At 63.4% G+C, this 15,924-nt stretch carries 17 protein-coding genes; 8 read left to right on the forward strand and 9 right to left on the reverse strand.

Features of this window, described 5'->3' with window-relative positions:
• The first annotated feature begins 127 nt into the window (after positions 1-127).
• Entirely contained in the window at positions 128-1,192 is a 1,065-nt protein-coding gene (locus FPB55_RS07365) for an AraC family transcriptional regulator (protein WP_144187897.1), read from the forward strand.
• Here FPB55_RS07365 and FPB55_RS07370 read toward each other — a convergent pair.
• Positions 1,146-2,600, reverse strand: coding sequence for a TrkH family potassium uptake protein (locus tag FPB55_RS07370; RefSeq protein WP_054881891.1), 1,455 nt, complete (start codon positions 2,598-2,600; stop codon positions 1,146-1,148). The two genes, FPB55_RS07365 and FPB55_RS07370, sit on opposite strands and share 47 nt — an antisense overlap.
• A gap of 171 nt (positions 2,601-2,771) precedes the next feature.
• Between FPB55_RS07370 and FPB55_RS07375 the strand changes: the two genes are divergently transcribed.
• The gene (locus FPB55_RS07375) at positions 2,772-3,329 is read left to right on the forward strand and encodes an NAD(P)H nitroreductase (protein WP_144187899.1); all 558 of its coding nucleotides are present in this window, start codon (positions 2,772-2,774) and stop codon (positions 3,327-3,329) included.
• A 56-nt stretch (positions 3,330-3,385) separates the two neighbouring features.
• Here FPB55_RS07375 and FPB55_RS07380 read toward each other — a convergent pair whose 3' ends face one another.
• The 5 genes from FPB55_RS07380 to FPB55_RS07400 form a co-directional block, all read right to left on the reverse strand.
• On the reverse strand, positions 3,386-4,723 hold the full coding sequence (locus FPB55_RS07380) for a HAMP domain-containing sensor histidine kinase (RefSeq protein ID WP_054881892.1): 1,338 nt from the start codon (positions 4,721-4,723) through the stop codon (positions 3,386-3,388).
• Between the two features lie 59 nt (positions 4,724-4,782).
• Positions 4,783-5,199, reverse strand: coding sequence for a hypothetical protein (locus FPB55_RS07385; protein WP_009683655.1), 417 nt, complete (start codon positions 5,197-5,199; stop codon positions 4,783-4,785).
• A 216-nt stretch (positions 5,200-5,415) separates the two neighbouring features.
• Positions 5,416-6,093, reverse strand: coding sequence for a response regulator transcription factor (locus tag FPB55_RS07390; RefSeq protein ID WP_029887817.1), 678 nt, complete (start codon positions 6,091-6,093; stop codon positions 5,416-5,418).
• Between the two features lie 125 nt (positions 6,094-6,218).
• Positions 6,219-6,518, reverse strand: coding sequence for a YciI family protein (locus tag FPB55_RS07395; RefSeq protein ID WP_009683653.1), 300 nt, complete (start codon positions 6,516-6,518; stop codon positions 6,219-6,221).
• 1 nt (position 6,519) lies between these two features.
• A complete protein-coding gene (locus FPB55_RS07400; RefSeq protein WP_029887818.1) occupies positions 6,520-7,113 on the reverse strand; it encodes a septation protein A in 594 nt (197 codons plus the stop codon).
• Between the two features lie 67 nt (positions 7,114-7,180).
• On the opposite strand from FPB55_RS07400, the gene FPB55_RS07405 reads away from it, so the two are divergent.
• From FPB55_RS07405 to rluB, 5 genes are all read left to right on the forward strand, one after another.
• The gene (locus FPB55_RS07405; protein WP_029887819.1) at positions 7,181-8,041 is read left to right on the forward strand and encodes a PHP domain-containing protein; all 861 of its coding nucleotides are present in this window, start codon (positions 7,181-7,183) and stop codon (positions 8,039-8,041) included.
• A gap of 13 nt (positions 8,042-8,054) precedes the next feature.
• Entirely contained in the window at positions 8,055-8,684 is a 630-nt protein-coding gene (locus FPB55_RS07410; RefSeq protein WP_054881895.1) for an L-threonylcarbamoyladenylate synthase, read from the forward strand.
• A 125-nt stretch (positions 8,685-8,809) separates the two neighbouring features.
• Positions 8,810-9,535 (forward strand): ScpA family protein, encoded by a 726-nt coding sequence (locus FPB55_RS07415; RefSeq protein WP_177433821.1) that lies wholly within the window; start codon positions 8,810-8,812, stop codon positions 9,533-9,535.
• A complete protein-coding gene (scpB, locus tag FPB55_RS07420; protein ID WP_009683648.1) occupies positions 9,522-10,292 on the forward strand; it encodes an SMC-Scp complex subunit ScpB in 771 nt (256 codons plus the stop codon). The genes FPB55_RS07415 and scpB overlap by 14 nt, the downstream gene beginning before the upstream one ends.
• 185 nt (positions 10,293-10,477) lie before the next feature.
• Entirely contained in the window at positions 10,478-11,545 is a 1,068-nt protein-coding gene (rluB, locus tag FPB55_RS07425; RefSeq protein WP_009683647.1) for a 23S rRNA pseudouridine(2605) synthase RluB, read from the forward strand.
• A 342-nt stretch (positions 11,546-11,887) separates the two neighbouring features.
• Here rluB and FPB55_RS26185 read toward each other — a convergent pair whose 3' ends face one another.
• Positions 11,888-12,220, reverse strand: coding sequence for a hypothetical protein (locus tag FPB55_RS26185; RefSeq protein WP_155273767.1), 333 nt, complete (start codon positions 12,218-12,220; stop codon positions 11,888-11,890).
• On the opposite strand from FPB55_RS26185, the gene FPB55_RS07430 reads away from it, so the two are divergent.
• Positions 12,219-13,637 (forward strand): amino acid permease, encoded by a 1,419-nt coding sequence (locus FPB55_RS07430; protein ID WP_165944134.1) that lies wholly within the window; start codon positions 12,219-12,221, stop codon positions 13,635-13,637. The two genes, FPB55_RS26185 and FPB55_RS07430, sit on opposite strands and share 2 nt — an antisense overlap.
• Before the next feature lie 121 nt (positions 13,638-13,758).
• Here FPB55_RS07430 and FPB55_RS07435 read toward each other — a convergent pair whose 3' ends face one another.
• Both FPB55_RS07435 and FPB55_RS26505 read right to left on the reverse strand, forming a co-directional pair.
• On the reverse strand, positions 13,759-14,604 hold the full coding sequence (locus tag FPB55_RS07435; protein WP_033690846.1) for an IS3 family transposase: 846 nt from the start codon (positions 14,602-14,604) through the stop codon (positions 13,759-13,761).
• Positions 14,601-14,960, reverse strand: a complete 360-nt coding sequence (locus FPB55_RS26505) for a transposase (protein ID WP_009685034.1) — start codon at positions 14,958-14,960, stop codon at positions 14,601-14,603. The genes FPB55_RS07435 and FPB55_RS26505 overlap by 4 nt, the downstream gene beginning before the upstream one ends.
• Positions 14,961-15,924 lie beyond the last annotated feature (964 nt).

The following is a 15,924-nucleotide window of genomic DNA, read 5'->3' on the forward strand; positions in this document are numbered from 1 at the left end:
TGGACAAGATGCACGGCGTGGAGCCTCATTCGAGTCTAGAGTGATTGGCAGGGCCTACCAGTGACAATAGGCGCCAATTGAGTATCCTTGGGGTTCACCGCAGGAGCGGTCAGGAAAGAAGCCTGTCATGAGCGAAAGAACCACGTCAGCCAGTTGGGCATCAGGGATTGTAAAGGCACTCGAGCTGGAAGGGCTGGACTGCCGGGCCATGTTCAAGCAGTTGGGGCTGGATTTCGCCGCCCTCGACGATCCCGACGCGCGTTTCCCCCAAGACTCCATGACCCGGCTGTGGCAATTGGCAGTGGAACTGTCCGGCAACGAGGCCATTGGCCTGAACATGGCGCGTGTGGTACGCCCGGCCTCGTTTCACGTGGTGGGCTATGCGCTGATGTCCAGCCGCACCTTGGCCGAGGGGTTCGAGCGGCTGGTACGCTATCAGCGCATCATCGCCGAAAGCTCCGATCTCAGTTTCGTGCTGGGTCCCGAGGGCTACTCGTTGATCCTCACCGTGCACGGCGACCATCTGCCGCCCACCCGGCACAGTGCCGAAGCGTCGTTGGCCTGTGCGCTGGCGCTGTGCAAATGGCTGAGCGGCCGCCCGGTGCAGCCACGCCGGGTTTTGGTGCAGGGGCCGCAACCCAGGAATATCGAGCCGTACAAGGTGGCGTTCCATTCGCCGCTGATCTTCGACGCGCCGTATGACGCGCTGGTGTTCGAGCGGGCCGACATGGAGGCACCCTTGCCCACGGCCAATGAAGCCATGGCAGTGCTGCACGACCGGTTTGCCGGGGAGTACCTGGCGCGGTTTTCCGAAAGCCGCGTGACCCACCGGGTGCGCCAGGTGCTGTGCCGCATCTTGCCGCAGGGGGAGCCCAAGCGTGAGACCCTGGCGCAGGCTTTGCACTTGTCGCAGCGCACCCTGCAGCGGCGGCTGCAGGAAGAGGGCACCAGCTTCCAGGCGTTGCTCGACGACACCCGGCGCGAACTGGCCGAACAGTACCTGGCCCAGCCGGGCATGACCCTGCTGGAAACCGCCTACCTGCTGGGCTTCGCCGACCCCAGCAACTTCTACCGCGCGTTCCGCCGGTGGTTCGATACCACGCCCAGTGAGTACCGCGCCCGGCTCGGCGCCGTGGGCGAAGGGCTCAGTGACGCCAGAACGCCGGCATGCACAACACTAGCACGGTTATGATTTCCAGCCGGCCAAGCAGCATGCCGGCAGCCAGGATCCACTTGGCTGCGTCTGGCAGCGTGGCGTAGTTGCCTGACGGCCCGATCACTTCACCCAGGCCAGGCCCCACCCCGGAGACCGTACCGGCAGCGCCGGTCAGGGCGGTCATCCAGTCCACCCCCAGCAGCGACAGCAGCAGCGCCATGACGCAGATGGTGATGGCGAAGAAGAACGAGAACGTGAGAATCGAACGCACGATATCTTCATCGAGGCGGTGGCCGTTGTACTTCTGCTTGATCACCGCACGCGGGTGGATCAGTTGGTTGAGGCTGGCCTTGAGCAGGATGTAGGCGACCTGGAAGCGGAAGATCTTGATCCCGCCCGCGGTCGAGCCGGAGCAGCCGCCGACGAACCCCAGGTAGAAGAACAGCATCAGCGAAAAGTTGCCCCACAGGCTGTAGTCACCCAGGGCGAAACCGGTGGTGGTGACGACCGAGGTCACATTCAGCGCCACGTGGCGCAGCGCGTCCAGCCAGTGCAGGTTGGTGCTGTACCAGTACCAGGTGCCCAGAACCAGCCAGGTGACCAGCAGCATGCCCAGCAAGCCCTGCACCTGCTGGTCGCGGAGCAGCGCCCTGCGGTTGCCGCGCAGGGTGGCCACGTACAGGGTGAACGGCAGGCTGCCCATGATCATTACCACCACTGCCACCCAGTGCACGGCGGGAATGTCCCATTTCGCCAGGGACTGGTCGGAGGTGGAAAAACCACCGGTGGAAATCGCCGACATGGCGTGGTTGATGGCATCGAATGGGCTCATGCCGGCCCACCAGAAAGCCAGCGCGCCAAGGATCGAGAAGCCGACGTACACCCCCACGATCGACTTGGCGACCATGTGCGAGCGCGGCATGACCTTTTCGGAGCGGTCGGAAGACTCGGTCTGGAACAGGCGCATGCCACCAATGCGCAGCAGCGGCAGGATGGCCACCGCCATGGCGATGAAGCCGATACCGCCCAGCCAGTGCAGCATCGAGCGCCACATCAGGATGCCTGGCGACATGCTGTCGAGCCCGCTGAGCACGGTGGCGCCGGTGGCGGTGATGCCCGACATGCTTTCGAAGAAGGCGTCGGTGTAGCTGATGTGCTGGGTCAGCAGGAAGGGCAGGGCGGCGAACACGCAGACCACCAGCCAGCTGCAGACCGTCAGCAGGTACATGTCGCGTGGCCGCAGGTGCACATGCTCGGGTCGCCCTTGCAGCACCATGGCCAGCCCGGCAATGAAGGTGATCAGGCTGGACCACAGGAACGACGGCATGTCGCCGGTGCGTTCGAATATCACCAGGGTCGCCATGGGCACGGCCATGCCCACAGCCAGGGTGATCAGGAAGATGCCGATGATGAAACCAATGATCCTTAAGGTCGGCAACGCCATGTGATCTGCTCTGACTCGAAACGGAAGGGCGCCATTCTACCTATGGGCCGGGCCGCTGCAAGCCAGGCGCGGCACGCTGCACGAAAAGCTGGCGTGCTGCAGCTTGCAGCTTGCAGCTTAGGGCATGCAGCTTGAGAATGGCCGCACATTCCACTGCCAGGAGGGTAGCCGATGGAGGCTCTCGACGCATTGCTCAACCGTGTTTCCGTGCCACGCCTGACCGACCCAGCGCCCAATGCCGCCCAGCGCGAGGCGCTGTTCCAGGCTGCCCTGCGGGCGCCGGACCACGGCCAACTGCGGCCTTGGCGGTTCCTGACCATCGAAAGGCAGGGCCGCGAGAGGCTGGGCGAGCTGTTCGCCGAAGCGGTGCAGCACAAGGGTGAAGCCACCCAGGCTGCGCTGGACAAAGCCCGCGCCATGCCGCTGCGCGCACCGTTGCTGATCGTGGTGGTGGCCAGCTTGCAGGACCACTTCAAGGTGCCCAAGTCCGAGCAGCGCCTGGCGGCGGGCTGTGCGGCACATGGCATCCTGATCGCTGCCCATGCGCAGGGCATCGGCGCCGTGTGGCGCACCGGGGACATGGCCTTCGACGCGCATGTGCACAAGGGGCTGGGGCTGGCGGAGAACGAGGAACTGATCGGCTACCTGTACGTCGGCACGCCAATGACCGAGCCACGGACCGCGCCGGTGCTGGCCACCGCTGATTTCGTCACGGGCTGGGGCGAGTGACGCGGGCGCGAGCAAGGGCTGCGCTGCAGCCCTGAACGTACACGGCCCTGGCAGCCTTACGCTGAAGCGGTTTGCACAGGCAGTTCAAGCCGGGCGACAAAGCCGCCCTGCGGGTGGTTGTGCAGTACCAGGCTGCCGCCATGCCGCTCCGCCGCCTTGCGCGCAATCGCCAACCCCAGGCCGTGCCCTGGGGCCTCCTGCCCCGGTGCGCGGAAGAACGGCTCACCCAGCTGGGCGAGGTGCTCCGGGGCTGCACCCGGGCCATGGTCGCGCACACAGATCACCACCCGCGCCTGATCACGCACGGCACTGACTTCAATGGGCTGGCCTGCCGGGTTGAAGCGCAGGGCGTTGCGCAGCAGGTTGTCCACGGCCCGCTCGATCAGTGTCGGCCAACCTTGCAAGACCAGCCCCGGTTGCGCCTCCAGGCGCACGTCCTGGTCGGGCGCGCCGAGCAGGGCGTCCTTGCGCACACTGCCCAGCAAGGCATTGAGGTCCACCGCTTCGGCGTGGGCCTGTTCGGCATCCACGCGGGCCAGGGTGAGTATTTCGCTGATCAGGTCTTCCAGCCGGTCGCACTCGCGGGTCAGGCGCGGCCACAGGGCCTGGCGCTGTTCGGGCTCGGCGCGTTCGGCCAAGGCCAGGGCAATGCGCAGCCTGGCCAACGGTGAGCGCAGTTCGTGGGACACGTCGCGCAGCAATTGGCGCTGGCTGGCGAGGGTGCTTTGCAGGCGCGCACCCATTTTGTTGAAGTCGTTGGCCAGCACGCCGAATTCGTCACGCCGGGCTGCCAGGCGCGCCAGGCTGTTCTGCTGATAGGTACTCTGGCCCAGGTCGTGCACAGCGCTGCGCAGGCGGCTCAACGGGCGCGTGATGGACAGCGTGACCAGCAGGCTGAACAGGGTCAACACCACCAGGGCGATGCCCAGTGCGCTGAGTGGCCACATCAGGCTGTCCCGGTGCCACTCATCCAGCGCCGGGTGGGGGATGCGGTAGATCAGCAGGTAGGTCTGGCCGGTGTCGGGGCTGGTGTATTCCTCGGTCAGCCGGCGCCATGGCAGGCGGCGCTGGTCGTTGTGCTGGCGTGCCTCGAAGGCTGCTGCCCGGCGCGGGAACGTGCCGGGCACCACCGCGTCACCACTGTCATCGAGCACCTGCACGTCGATCTTGTAGCGGTCCTTGCGTTGTTCCAGGAACTGCTGCGCGGCATTCACGCCCTCCTGCTCGTAGTGCCTGGCCCACTGGCTGGCCAGCGTGTTCAGGCCGGGGTGGCGGCTGAGGATCCAGGCGTCCTGGTTGAGCATGTGCCCAAGCAAGATCGACAGGCCTGCAACCAGGGTGATGGCCAACCAGAAGCTGGCCAGGATGCGCCAGAACAGTGAACGCAAGAGCACCTCCTAAAACAGAAAAAGCCCGGCTCGCGCTGGGGCGAGCCGGGCATCGGGCTGACAGCTTACTGGGCCTTTTTGGCTTTTTCAGCTTTCCAGGCCTGGAACTCCTGCCACTCGGCTTTCTTGGCAGCGCGTTCCTTTTGCAGTTCGTCGAACTTCTTCTGCTGGTCTGGCTTGAGCAGGTTGCGCACGGCGGTGTCGGTCTTGGCGCGGCTGGCTTGCAGTTCGTCCTTCATGGCTTTCTGGTCGGCAGCCGGCAGTTTGGCCAGGTAACGCTCGGTAATGTCTCGGCGCTGCTGCATTTGCTCGCCCATCAGCTTGCCGATCTGCTGGCGCTGGTCACGGCTCAGGTCCAGTTGCTGGAAGGCCGCTTCACCGCGGTGATGCGGGCCGTCGTGACGTGGGCCGCCGTCAGGCATGGCCATGGCTACGGTCGGCAGGGCGGCGGCGAACATCAGGGCGATAAGGGTCTTGCGCATGGTGTCTCTCCTTTCATAGGCCGGTGGTTACCGGATGAGCACAGTCTAGGGAGATCACCGTCAAGCGCAGTCAGTGGATGGTAAAGGCTGGGTAAAGAACAGCTGCAAGCGGCAAGCGGCAAGCGGCAAGCTACAAGCTACAAGCTACAAGCTTAAAGCTACAAGTGAAGCCGATCGCGATTCTGCTCTTTCTTGCAGCTTGCAGCTTGCAGCTGCTCACAGGCAGTAGTAATAGCCGCGGCTGCGCAGGGCGACGATGCGTGGCCGGCCATCGGCATGCGGGCCGATCTTCTTGCGCAGGTTGCTGACGTGCATGTCCAGGCTGCGGTCGTAGAGGGTGAGCTTGCGGCCCAGGCCGATCTGCGCCAGTTCCTGTTTGTCCAGCGGCTCGCCAGGCTGGCGCAGCAGCGCTTCAAGTATGCGGCTTTCGGACAAGGTCAGGGTCATTTCCCGGCCATCGATGCTGGCCACGCCGCGGGCTGGGCTATAGACCAGGTCGCCCAGCTCCAGCTGGCTGGTGGCGGCAACGGGGTGGCTGCGGCGCAGTACTGCACGCAGGCGCGCGGTAAGCTCGCGTGGGTCGCACGGTTTGGCCAGGTAATCGTCGGCACCCAGTTCCAGGCCAAGAATACGGTCAAGCGGCTCGCCACGGGCCGACAGCATCAGCACCGGCAGTTCGGCGTGCTCGCTGCGCAGTTGTTTGAGCAACTCCAGGCCGCTGCCGTCGGGCAACATGACATCCAGCACCACGGCCGCAGGTGCATGCTCGGCCAAGGCCTGGCGTGCACTCTGCCCGTCGTGGCAGGCACGTACGGAAAACCCTTCCTGGGTCAGCCAGCTGCACAGCAGCTCGCACAGTTCCTGGTCATCATCAATCAGTAACAGCTCGCTCATGACTCACTCGATTCCACCATTGACGGCGGCTCTGCGGCCCGCCAGTGGCAAAGATACCGCAGACTGATGGCTTGCGTATAACGGCAGCTATCGCCTGGCCACTTCGCGGGCATGGAGCGGTCAGGTCAAGGCAGCACTTGCTTGAACGGCTTGACCACGACCTTGTCGTACACCCCTGCGGCAATGTACGGGTCGGCATCGGCCCAGGCCTGGGCTTCGGCCAGCGAGGCAAACTCGGCGACGATCAGGCTGCCGCTGAAGCCGGCGTCGCCCGGGTCGTTGCTGTCGATGGCCGGGTGTGGACCGGCCAGCACCACGCGGCCTTCGGCCTTGAGCTGCTGCAGGCGTTCGATGTGCGCCGGGCGGGCAGCAAGGCGCTTTTCCAGGGAGTTCGCGACGTCGCTGGCAATGATGGCGTAGAGCATGTCAATCCTTGGGTTTGGAGGTAGAAGGGTCGTCGTGCAGGTGGCGCGACAGGTACACGCCTTGCGCCACCAGGAAGATCACGGTCATGCCCAGGCTGCCGAACACCTTGAAGTCCACCCAGAAGTCCTGGAAGGTGAAGGCGACGAACAGGTTGGCCGCACCACAGAACAGGAAGAACGCGATCCAGGCCAGGTTCAAGCGCGTCCAGATGGCATCCGGGAGGGTGAGGGCGTGGCCCATGATGCGTTTGATCAGCACCCGGTCACCGATGAAGTGGCTGCCGGCAAAGCCCAGGGCGAACAGCCAGTTGACCACCGGCGCCTTCCACTTGAGGAAGGTTTCGCTGTGGAAGGTCAGGGTCAGGCCGCCGAACACCAGGCAGGCCACCAGGGTCAGCCACTGGCCCTTTTCCAGCTTGCGCTGGCGCAGGAACAGCGCGCCGTACACCACCAGCGAGCTGACGATCAGCATGGCCGTGGCACTGTAGATGCCACCGAATTCGAAGCTGTGGCCAGCGACTTCAAGCGGGCGTGGGTCCAGCTTGTACACGATGAAGAACAGCAACAGCGGGATGAAATCGATGAATTGTTTCACAATGGCAGCCAGAATCGGGATGTGACGGCATAATAACAAACATCGATTCCAGCGAAAGCGCTCCTCCATGAATGTTGATCTGCACTGTCACAGCACGGCCTCCGACGGCGCCCTGTCGCCCACGGCGCTGGTCGCCCGGGCCCATGAGCACGGGGTGCAAACGCTGGCCCTGACCGACCATGACACCCTCGAAGGCCTGCCCGAAGCGCGCCTGGCCTGCGTTGAGCGGGGCATGCGCTGGGTCAGCGGGGTCGAGCTTTCGTGCACCTGGGGGGGCGCCACCATTCACGTGCTGGGCTACGACTTCCCGCTTGATGCGCCGCCATTGCTGGCGGCGATCGAAGCGTTGCACCGCGGCCGCTGGCTGCGCGCCGAAGAAATCGACAAGCGGTTGGCCGCCAAGGGCATGCCAGGCACCCTCGACGGCGCCCGCGCCGTGCAGCACGAGCTGGGCGACAGCGGCAACGCACCGGCGCGCCCGCACTTTGCCGAATACCTGGTGCGTGCCGGGCACGTCAAGGACCGCGGCGAGGCGTTTCGCAAGTGGCTGGGGGCGGGCAAGCTGGGCGACGTCAAGCAGCATTGGCCCACCCTTGATGAAACCGTTGCCACGCTGCGCCAGTCCAAAGCCTGGGTAAGCCTGGCGCATCCCATGCACTACGACCTGACCCGCAGCAAGCGCAGGCGGCTGATTGCCGACTATATTCAGGCAGGTGGGCAGGCGCTTGAAGTGGTCAACGGGATGATGCCTGCCGAGCAGGTGGGCACCCTGTCCATCCTTACCCGTGAGTTCGGCCTGCTGGCAAGCGCTGGCAGTGACTTCCACGGCCCCGGCACCTGGGGCGAGATCGGTGCCTACCGGCCTTTGCCCGAGGACCTGCCGCCTTTGTGGCGCCGATTCAGCCATGAACAGCCTATTACGGTATGAACAGGACGACTACGTGAGCCAATTTTTCCAGATTCATCCGGAGAACCCCCAGCCGCGGCTGATCCGCCAGGCGGTAGAGATCATCCGCAAGGGGGGCGTGGTGGTGTACCCCACCGATTCGGCCTATGCGTTGGGTTGCCAGATCGGCGACAAGGCGGCCATCGAGCGCGTCCGGCGCCTGCGCGGCCTGGACAAGACCCACAACTTCACCCTGATGTGCTGCGACATGTCGCAGCTGGGGTTGTATGCCAAGGTCGATACCGGCACCTTCCGCCTGCTCAAGGCGCACGTGCCTGGGCCGTACACCTTCATCCTCAACGGCACCCGCGAAGTGCCCCGCCTGCTGCTGCACGAAAAACGCCGCACCATCGGCCTGCGGGTACCAGACCACGCCATTACCCTGGCGTTGCTGGCTGAGCTGGGCGAGCCGCTGATGAGCGTGAGCCTGATCCTGCCTGGCGATAACGAGCCGATGACCGACCCTTACGAAATTCGTGAGCGCCTGGAGCACCATGTCGACCTGGTGATCGATGGCGGCTACGGTGACCTCAAGGCGTCGACCATCATCGACCTTTCCGGCGACGAACCTGAGCTGATTCGAGAAGGCTGCGGCGACCCTGCGCCGTTCATGGCCAGCGCGTGAGCCAGCTGCAAGCGCCCGAGGCGCCGGCCACGCAGGTCGACGAGCCGCGGCAGTTGCAACTGGCCTTGGTCTACGGCGAAGCCCTGACCGAGATGCCGCTGGACCTGTACATCCCGCCAGACGCCCTGGAAGTCATCCTGGAAGCCTTCGAAGGGCCGCTGGACCTGTTGCTGTACCTGATCCGCAAGCAGAACATCGACATCCTCGACATCCCCGTGGCTGAAATCACCCGCCAGTACATGGGCTATGTGGAGCTGATGAAAAGCGTGCGCCTGGAACTGGCCGCCGAATACCTGGTAATGGCGGCCATGCTTGCCGAGATCAAGTCGCGCATGCTGCTGCCGCGCTCGGCTGAGGCCGAGGAAGAGGAGGGTGACCCGCGCGCCGAGTTGATCCGCCGGCTGCAGGAGTACGAGCGTTTCAAGGCCGCAGCCGAAGGCATCGACGCGTTGCCACGGGTTGGCCGTGAGGTGCGGGTGCCGCGCCTGGATGCGCCGCAGGCCAAGGTGCGCAAGCTGTTGCCGCAGGTCAGCCTGGAAGAGCTGCTGGTGTCCATGGCCGAGGTGATGCGGCGCAACGACCTGTTCGAGAGCCACCAGATCAGCCGTGAAACGCTGTCCACCCGCGAGCGCATGAGCCAGGTGCTGGAGCGCCTCAAGGGCGGTGCTTTCGTGCCGTTCGTCGAGCTGTTCGGGCACGACGAGGGCAAGCTGGGGGTAGTGGTCACCTTCATGGCGATTCTCGAACTGGTGAAGGAAGCGCTGATCGAACTGGTGCAGAATGAACCCTTCGCCGCCATCCACGTGCGGCTTCGCCCGGCGCTTGTTGAAGAACCCGATGAACCTGAATGAACCTCGCGACCTGGCGTCGCTGATCGAAGCCTTCCTGCTGGCGTCGGGCAAACCGCAATCACTGGAGCGTCTGTTCGAGTTGTTCGAGGAAGCCGAGCGCCCCGAACCCAAGGTTTTCAGGCAGGCGCTGGAGGTGCTGGGCAAGTCGTGCAACGGCCGCGCTTTCGAGCTCACGGAGGTGGCCAGCGGCTACCGCCTGCAAATTCGCGAAGCCTACGCCCCTTGGGTCGGCCGCTTGTGGGAAGAGCGCCCGCAGCGCTATTCGCGTGCCTTGCTGGAAACCCTGGCGTTGATCGCCTATCGCCAGCCGATCACCCGTGGCGAGATCGAGGATGTGCGCGGGGTGGCGGTGAACAGCAATATCATCAAGACCCTGATGGAGCGCGAGTGGATACGCGTGGTGGGCTACCGCGAGGTGCCCGGCCGGCCGGCGATGTTCGCCACCACCAAGGCGTTCCTGGACCACTTCAACCTCAAGAGCCTGGAGCAGTTGCCGGCGTTGGCCGAGTTGCGCGAGCTGCAGCCTGAGCCGCTGCTCGACCCGGATGATGCACCGGTACCGGCGCACCTGCAGGCCCTGGCTGATGCCAGCCTGGGCGAGCAGGACGCGGTTGACGAGCCGAAGGAGGAAACCAGCTTCCGCAGCTTGCTGGTGGAGCTGGATGCCATGGAAGAAGGGCTGAAGACCGACTTTGACGATTTGCGTGGGCAAGCACCTGAGGCCGCGGTGGAAGAAGAGGGCAAGCTGCAGCCCTGATCGTGCGGTTGCCTGTAGCGGCCCCGCCCGGCAAGCACCTCACCGTTAGGCAGAAACCTCTCGCTGCCCCCGCAAAACCTTCTAACCTGCAGTGCGTTCCCCCACCGAACCGCGTATGATGCGCGGCCTTTTGGCGCATTCGTCGCCAGAAACCCTTTGTCATTCCTACACCGGGAGGTGCCCAGATGAGTGAGCAAGACCTGCAAGACACCGCAATTACCCCGCCGTCCGGCGAAAAACTGCAAAAAGTGCTGGCCCGCATCGGCGTGGGCTCGCGCCGTGACGTCGAGGCCTGGATCAGCCAGGGCCGGATCAAGGTCAACGGCGTCGCGGCTACCCTCGGCCAACGCGTCGACCTGCACGATGCCATTGCCGTTGACGGCAAGCTGATCAAGCGCGAGGAGGCCGCCGAGGCCACCCGCCGGGTGATCATGTACAACAAACCCGATGGCGAGATCTGCACCCGTGACGACCCGGAAGGCCGCCCGACCGTGTTCGATCGCCTGCCGCGGCCAAAAGAAGGCCGTTGGATCAACATTGGCCGACTCGACATCAACACCACCGGCCTGCTGCTGTTCACCACCGACGGTGAACTGGCCAACCGCCTGATGCACCCGTCCTACGAGATGGACCGCGAGTACGCGGTGCGTGTGCGTGGTGAAGTCGATGACGAGATGATCGAGCGCCTGAAGGCCGGTGTAATGCTCGAAGACGGCCCGGCCAAGTTCACCGACATCCAGAAGGCACCCGGTGGCGAAGGTTTCAACCACTGGTACCACTGCGTGGTGATGGAAGGCCGTAACCGCGAGGTGCGTCGCCTGTGGGAATCCCAGGGCATGGTGGTCAGCCGCCTGAAGCGCGTGCGCTTCGGCCCGGTGTTCCTCAACTCCGACCTGCCGATGGGCCGCTGGCGGGAAATGTCCCAGGGCGAAATCGACATCCTGGCCGCTGAAGTCGGCTTGCAGCCGGTTGCGCTGCCTGCCTTGAACCTCAAGGCCAAGGACAAGATGGAGCGACTGCAGCGCAAATCGTCCCGCCCGCTGGGCCGTGGCGAGCGCGTGCGCAACCTGCGCCCGGCCCACGAAGGTGCTGCCGCTGGCGAGCGCCCGGCACGCCAGCCGCGTGAAGAAGCGCCACGCAAAGGCAACCGCGGCAGCGCCGTGGCCGAGCGCCCAAGCGAAATGCGCAAGCGCCCAGCCAAGCCTGAAGGTGACAAGCCTGCCGGCCGTGGCCGTGGCAAACCGCGTGGCTGAGTGGCCCAATTAAGTAATTTGGGGCCGCTTTGCGGCCCTTCGCGGGCACGCCCGCTCCCACTCAAGATGTGGGAGCGGGCGTGCCCGCGAAGGGCCGCAAAGCAGCCCCAAGGCACTGAAGCAAAAGAATTTTTCGGACGACTGGCAAGTCCGCGAACCAGCCTGTAAAGAAAGGTGTACAAAGTCAGCCGATTTCCGTTCGTGTTTCGGGATACGCCCCGGCCTGTCAAAAAAACTTGCCGCTGCCAACGCTGCAAGCCCCCCGCGCCAATCCCCACCACCCTTGCCCAAACCCCCTTGCCCACGGTGTTATAGCCGCTATTGCCGTGTGCAACAGCCGGTTCACAGCGCCTGGCTGACAAAACAACAAATGGAGGCGCCATGTACGCCGATCACTCCGCCTTTGAAGGCCCATACCACAGGATCGCTGCGTTTTTTCCCGAGGAAAGGATGCAACGCGTTGACGCCTGCGCGTTTGCAGGGGTATACAGTGCGCCGCGTTTTACCTGTGACCCCCTTGCGTACCGCGCACTCTTGATCACGCCTGGTTGACCCGCCCCGGCGGCACCTGAGGTCGAGAAACCCAAGGTAACCACCTTGCCCATTCCGCTGCGCCACGAGCGCGGTGGGTCCGATTCCGTCACAGATAAAAACAATGCAGGTGACTTCGTTCATGAGTGGACAAAACATGCATTCAGGCGAGCTCAAGCGGGGCCTGAAGAACCGTCACATCCAGTTGATCGCCCTTGGCGGCGCAATTGGTACCGGCCTGTTCCTCGGCTCGGCAGGCGTGATGAAATCCGCCGGCCCGTCGATGATCCTCGGTTACGCCATCTGCGGCTTCATCGCCTTCATGATCATGCGCCAGCTTGGCGAGATGATCGTCGAGGAGCCGGTGGCCGGCTCATTCAGCCATTTTGCCCACACCTACTGGGGCGGCTTCGCCGGTTTCCTGTCTGGCTGGAACTGCTGGGTGCTGTACATCCTGGTGGGCATGTCGGAGCTGTCGGCGGTTGGCAAGTATGTCCACTACTGGTGGCCGGAAATCCCGACCTGGGTTACCGCAGCCGCCTTCTTCGTGCTGATCAACGCCATCAACCTGATGAACGTGAAGTTCTTCGGTGAAGCCGAATTCTGGTTCGCCATCATCAAGGTGGTCGCCATCGTCAGCATGATCGGACTGGGCGCCTACCTGCTGACCAGCGGCAGCGGCGGCCCGGAGGCCACCGTCGCCAACCTGTGGTCGCACGGCGGGTTCTTCCCCAATGGCGTCAGCGGCCTGGTCATGGCCCTGGCCTTCATCATGTTCTCGTTCGGTGGCCTGGAAATGCTCGGGTTCACCGCTGCCGAGGCCGACAAGCCCAAGACCGTGATCCCCAAGGCGATCAACCAGGTCATCTACCGTATCCTGATCTTCTACGTGGGTGCGTTGGTGGTGCTGCTGTCGCTGACCCCGTGGGACAACCTGGTGGCCAGCATCGACGCCTCGGGCGGCAGTTATGGCAGCAGCCCATTCGTGCAGGTGTTTTCGCTGCTGGGCAGTGACGTGGCCGCCAACCTGCTGAATTTCGTGGTGCTGACGGCCGCGCTGTCGGTGTACAACAGCGGCACCTACTGCAATGCCCGCATGCTGCTGGGCATGGCGGAGCAGGGCGATGCCCCGGCAGCGCTGGCCAAGGTCGACAAACGCGGCGTGCCGGTGCGCTCGATTCTGGTGTCGGCAGCGGTGACCTTCGTGGCCGTGCTGCTCAACTACCTGATGCCGCAAAATGCCCTGGAACTGCTGATGTCGCTGGTGGTGGCTACCCTGGTGATCAACTGGGCGATGATCAGTTATTCGCACCTGAAATTCCGCCAGCACCTTGACCGTAGCGGCCAGAAGCCGCTGTTCAAGGCGCTGTGGTACCCCTATGGCAACTATGTGGTGCTGGCCTTCGTGGTGCTGATTCTCGGCATCATGCTGATGATTCCAGGCATTCAGGTGTCGGTGTACGCGATCCCGATCTGGCTGTTTGCGATGTTCGTGGTGTACATGGTCAAGCCACGTCGGCGGCTGAATACCGGTGGGGTTGCTGGAACCGTAGCCAAGTAAGGGTCTGCAGGAAATAGAGAAACCCGAAGCCGGGGGACTGGCTTCGGGTTTTTTATTGCCTGTTTGGGCCCTATCGCCGGCAAGCTGAACTGGTCAAGTAATTTTGGACACCGGTTAAGGTTCATACCGCTATCTTGAGCTTTTCCTCCATGGCTACCGGCGTTTCATAGCCGTTGTAGCTGTGGAGACGCTTGAGGTTGTAGCGCATCAGATAAGCCTGGATATCTACTCGTGCCTGCGCTTCGGTCTCGTAGCCCCCTGCGGGCATCCACTCTGACTTCAACGCTCCGAAGAACCGCTCCATGGCAGCGTTATCCCAGCATTGGCCTCGATGGCTCATGCTCTGGTTCAAGTTGTACTCATCGAGCGTGGCTCTGAATTTATGGCTGGCGTACTGACAGCCCTGGTCTGAATGAAACATTACACCCGCTGGCCTACCTCGCGACTCAGCTGCCATGCGCAAGGCGTTACAAGCCAAATTGGCATCTGCAATCATCGAGAACGCCCAACCCACTACTCGGCGGGCATAAAGATCAATCACGGCGGCCAGGTACAACCAGCGCCTGCCAACCTGAATGTAAGTCACATCGCCACACCAAACCTCATTGATTGTCGAAACTTTGAAATTACGCTTCAGCTGATTCTCCGCGATCAGTGCTTCCGCGCCCGATGACCGATACCGGTGCGGCCTGCGCTGCTTGCATTTCAGGCCAGCTTCTCGCATCAACGCGCGCACCTTGAATCGCCCGACTTCATGGCCCTCACGCCGCAATTCCTGCACCAGCGTTCGCGAGCCAGAGGCACTTCGTGACGCGTTGAAGTGCTTAACCGCAAGCAGACGCAGAGCATCCCTGGCCGGGTTTTCACGCCCTTGGCGTTTGCGCCACGCGTAGAAGCTGCTGCGCTTGACCCCAAGCACGCGGCAGCAGTCGATAACAGGGTATTGCTCACTCAGCTCGTTGATCAGCGAGAACGATCTTTGGAGTCCCGAAGCAGAAGAGCACTGGCCTTTTTTAGGATTTCGATATCCCGATCTTTTTGCCGAACCAGCGCTTCGAGTTCTTCAATTCGTTGCTGCTCGGGAGTGATCGCTTTGGCTCCAGCTGGAACCTTGCCGGCTCGCTCTTCACGCACCTGCTCAACCCAACGACGCAACGCCGTAGGCCCAAGCCCAAGGGCCGCGCAGACTTCGGGGACTGACTGGCCACCGTCCAGCACCATTTCGGCAGCTTGGACTTTGTATTCTCTTGAGTAAGATTTACGCACTGATTTTGCCTCCAATTGGGCGCCATCATAGCGCCCGATGAAGATGTCCAAAATCATTAGGCCAGTTCAAGCCAGCTCCCACAGGGATCGCATCAGGGCTGACAGGTGTTTGCCACAAGGTATGCAGCGCCTGTTAGAGCGAGCGCCGCCCGCGCGGCGCATCGCGAGCTGCGCTCGCTCCTACGTTTGTTTCGGGCCAATTATTCCTGTGGGATTAGCGCGCGAACGCCTTGGTGCATGCCTCAAAGTCGCGTCGTACGAACAAAGCGGCCGCGCGCATCTGGAACAGGGGTTACTGGCCCGAAACAAACGTAGGAGCGAGCGCAGCTCGCGATGCGCCGCGCGGGCGGCGCTCGATCTCACAGGCGCTGAAGATGCTCCGGCTACCCTTGCCAGGAACCATAGAATCTCCCACAGGGATCGCATCAGGGCTGACAGGTGTTTGTCAGAAGATATGCAGCGCCTGTTAGAGCGAGCGCCGCCCGCGCGGCGCAATCGCGAGCTGCGCTCGCTCCTACGTTTGTTTCGGGCCAATTATTCCTGTGGGATTCGCGCGCGAACGCCTTGGCGCATGCCTCAATATCGCGCCGTACAAACAAGGCGGCCGCGCGCGCCTGTCACAGGCGTTACTGGCCCGAAACAAACGTAGGAGCGAGCGCAGCTCGCGATGCGCCGCGCGGGCGGCGCTCGATCTCACAGGCACTGAAGATGCAGCGGCTACCCTTGCCAGGAACCATGGAATCTCCCACAGGGATCGCATCAGGGCTGACAGGTGTTTGTCAGAAGATATGCAGCGCCTGTTAGAGCGAGCGCCGCCCGCGCGGCGCATCGCGAGCTGCGCTCGCTCCTACGTTTGTTTCGGGCCAATTATTCCTGTGGGATTCGCGCGCGAACGCCTTGGCGCATGCCTCAATATCGCGCCGTACAAACAAGGCGGCCGCGCGTGCCTGTCACAGGCGTTACTGGCCCGAAACAAACGTAGGAGCGAGCGCAGCTCGCGATCGCGCCGCGCGGGCGGCGC

The organism is Pseudomonas sp. BJP69, from assembly GCF_007633355.1.
In the GTDB taxonomy this organism is placed as follows: domain Bacteria; phylum Pseudomonadota; class Gammaproteobacteria; order Pseudomonadales; family Pseudomonadaceae; genus Aquipseudomonas; species Aquipseudomonas juntendi.

Bases quoted from the DNA above. Each gene is read 5' to 3' on its own strand.
- FPB55_RS07390 (WP_029887817.1), bottom strand. From the start codon at position 6,093: ATGAGCGAGCTGTTACTGATTGATGATGACCAGGAACTGTGCGAGCTG.
- FPB55_RS07385 (WP_009683655.1), bottom strand. From the start codon at position 5,199: ATGCGCAAGACCCTTATCGCCCTGATGTTCGCCGCCGCCCTGCCGACC.
- scpB (WP_009683648.1), top strand. From the start codon at position 9,522: ATGAACCTGAATGAACCTCGCGACCTGGCGTCGCTGATCGAAGCCTTC.
- FPB55_RS07365 (WP_144187897.1), top strand. From the start codon at position 128: ATGAGCGAAAGAACCACGTCAGCCAGTTGGGCATCAGGGATTGTAAAG.
- FPB55_RS26505 (WP_009685034.1), bottom strand. From the start codon at position 14,960: ATGATTTTGGACATCTTCATCGGGCGCTATGATGGCGCCCAATTGGAG.
- FPB55_RS07395 (WP_009683653.1), bottom strand. From the start codon at position 6,518: ATGCTCTACGCCATCATTGCCAGCGACGTCGCGAACTCCCTGGAAAAG.
- FPB55_RS26185 (WP_155273767.1), bottom strand. From the start codon at position 12,220: ATGAACGAAGTCACCTGCATTGTTTTTATCTGTGACGGAATCGGACCC.
- FPB55_RS07375 (WP_144187899.1), top strand. From the start codon at position 2,772: ATGGAGGCTCTCGACGCATTGCTCAACCGTGTTTCCGTGCCACGCCTG.
- FPB55_RS07430 (WP_165944134.1), top strand. From the start codon at position 12,219: ATGAGTGGACAAAACATGCATTCAGGCGAGCTCAAGCGGGGCCTGAAG.
- FPB55_RS07405 (WP_029887819.1), top strand. From the start codon at position 7,181: ATGAATGTTGATCTGCACTGTCACAGCACGGCCTCCGACGGCGCCCTG.
- rluB (WP_009683647.1), top strand. From the start codon at position 10,478: ATGAGTGAGCAAGACCTGCAAGACACCGCAATTACCCCGCCGTCCGGC.
- FPB55_RS07370 (WP_054881891.1), bottom strand. From the start codon at position 2,600: ATGGCGTTGCCGACCTTAAGGATCATTGGTTTCATCATCGGCATCTTC.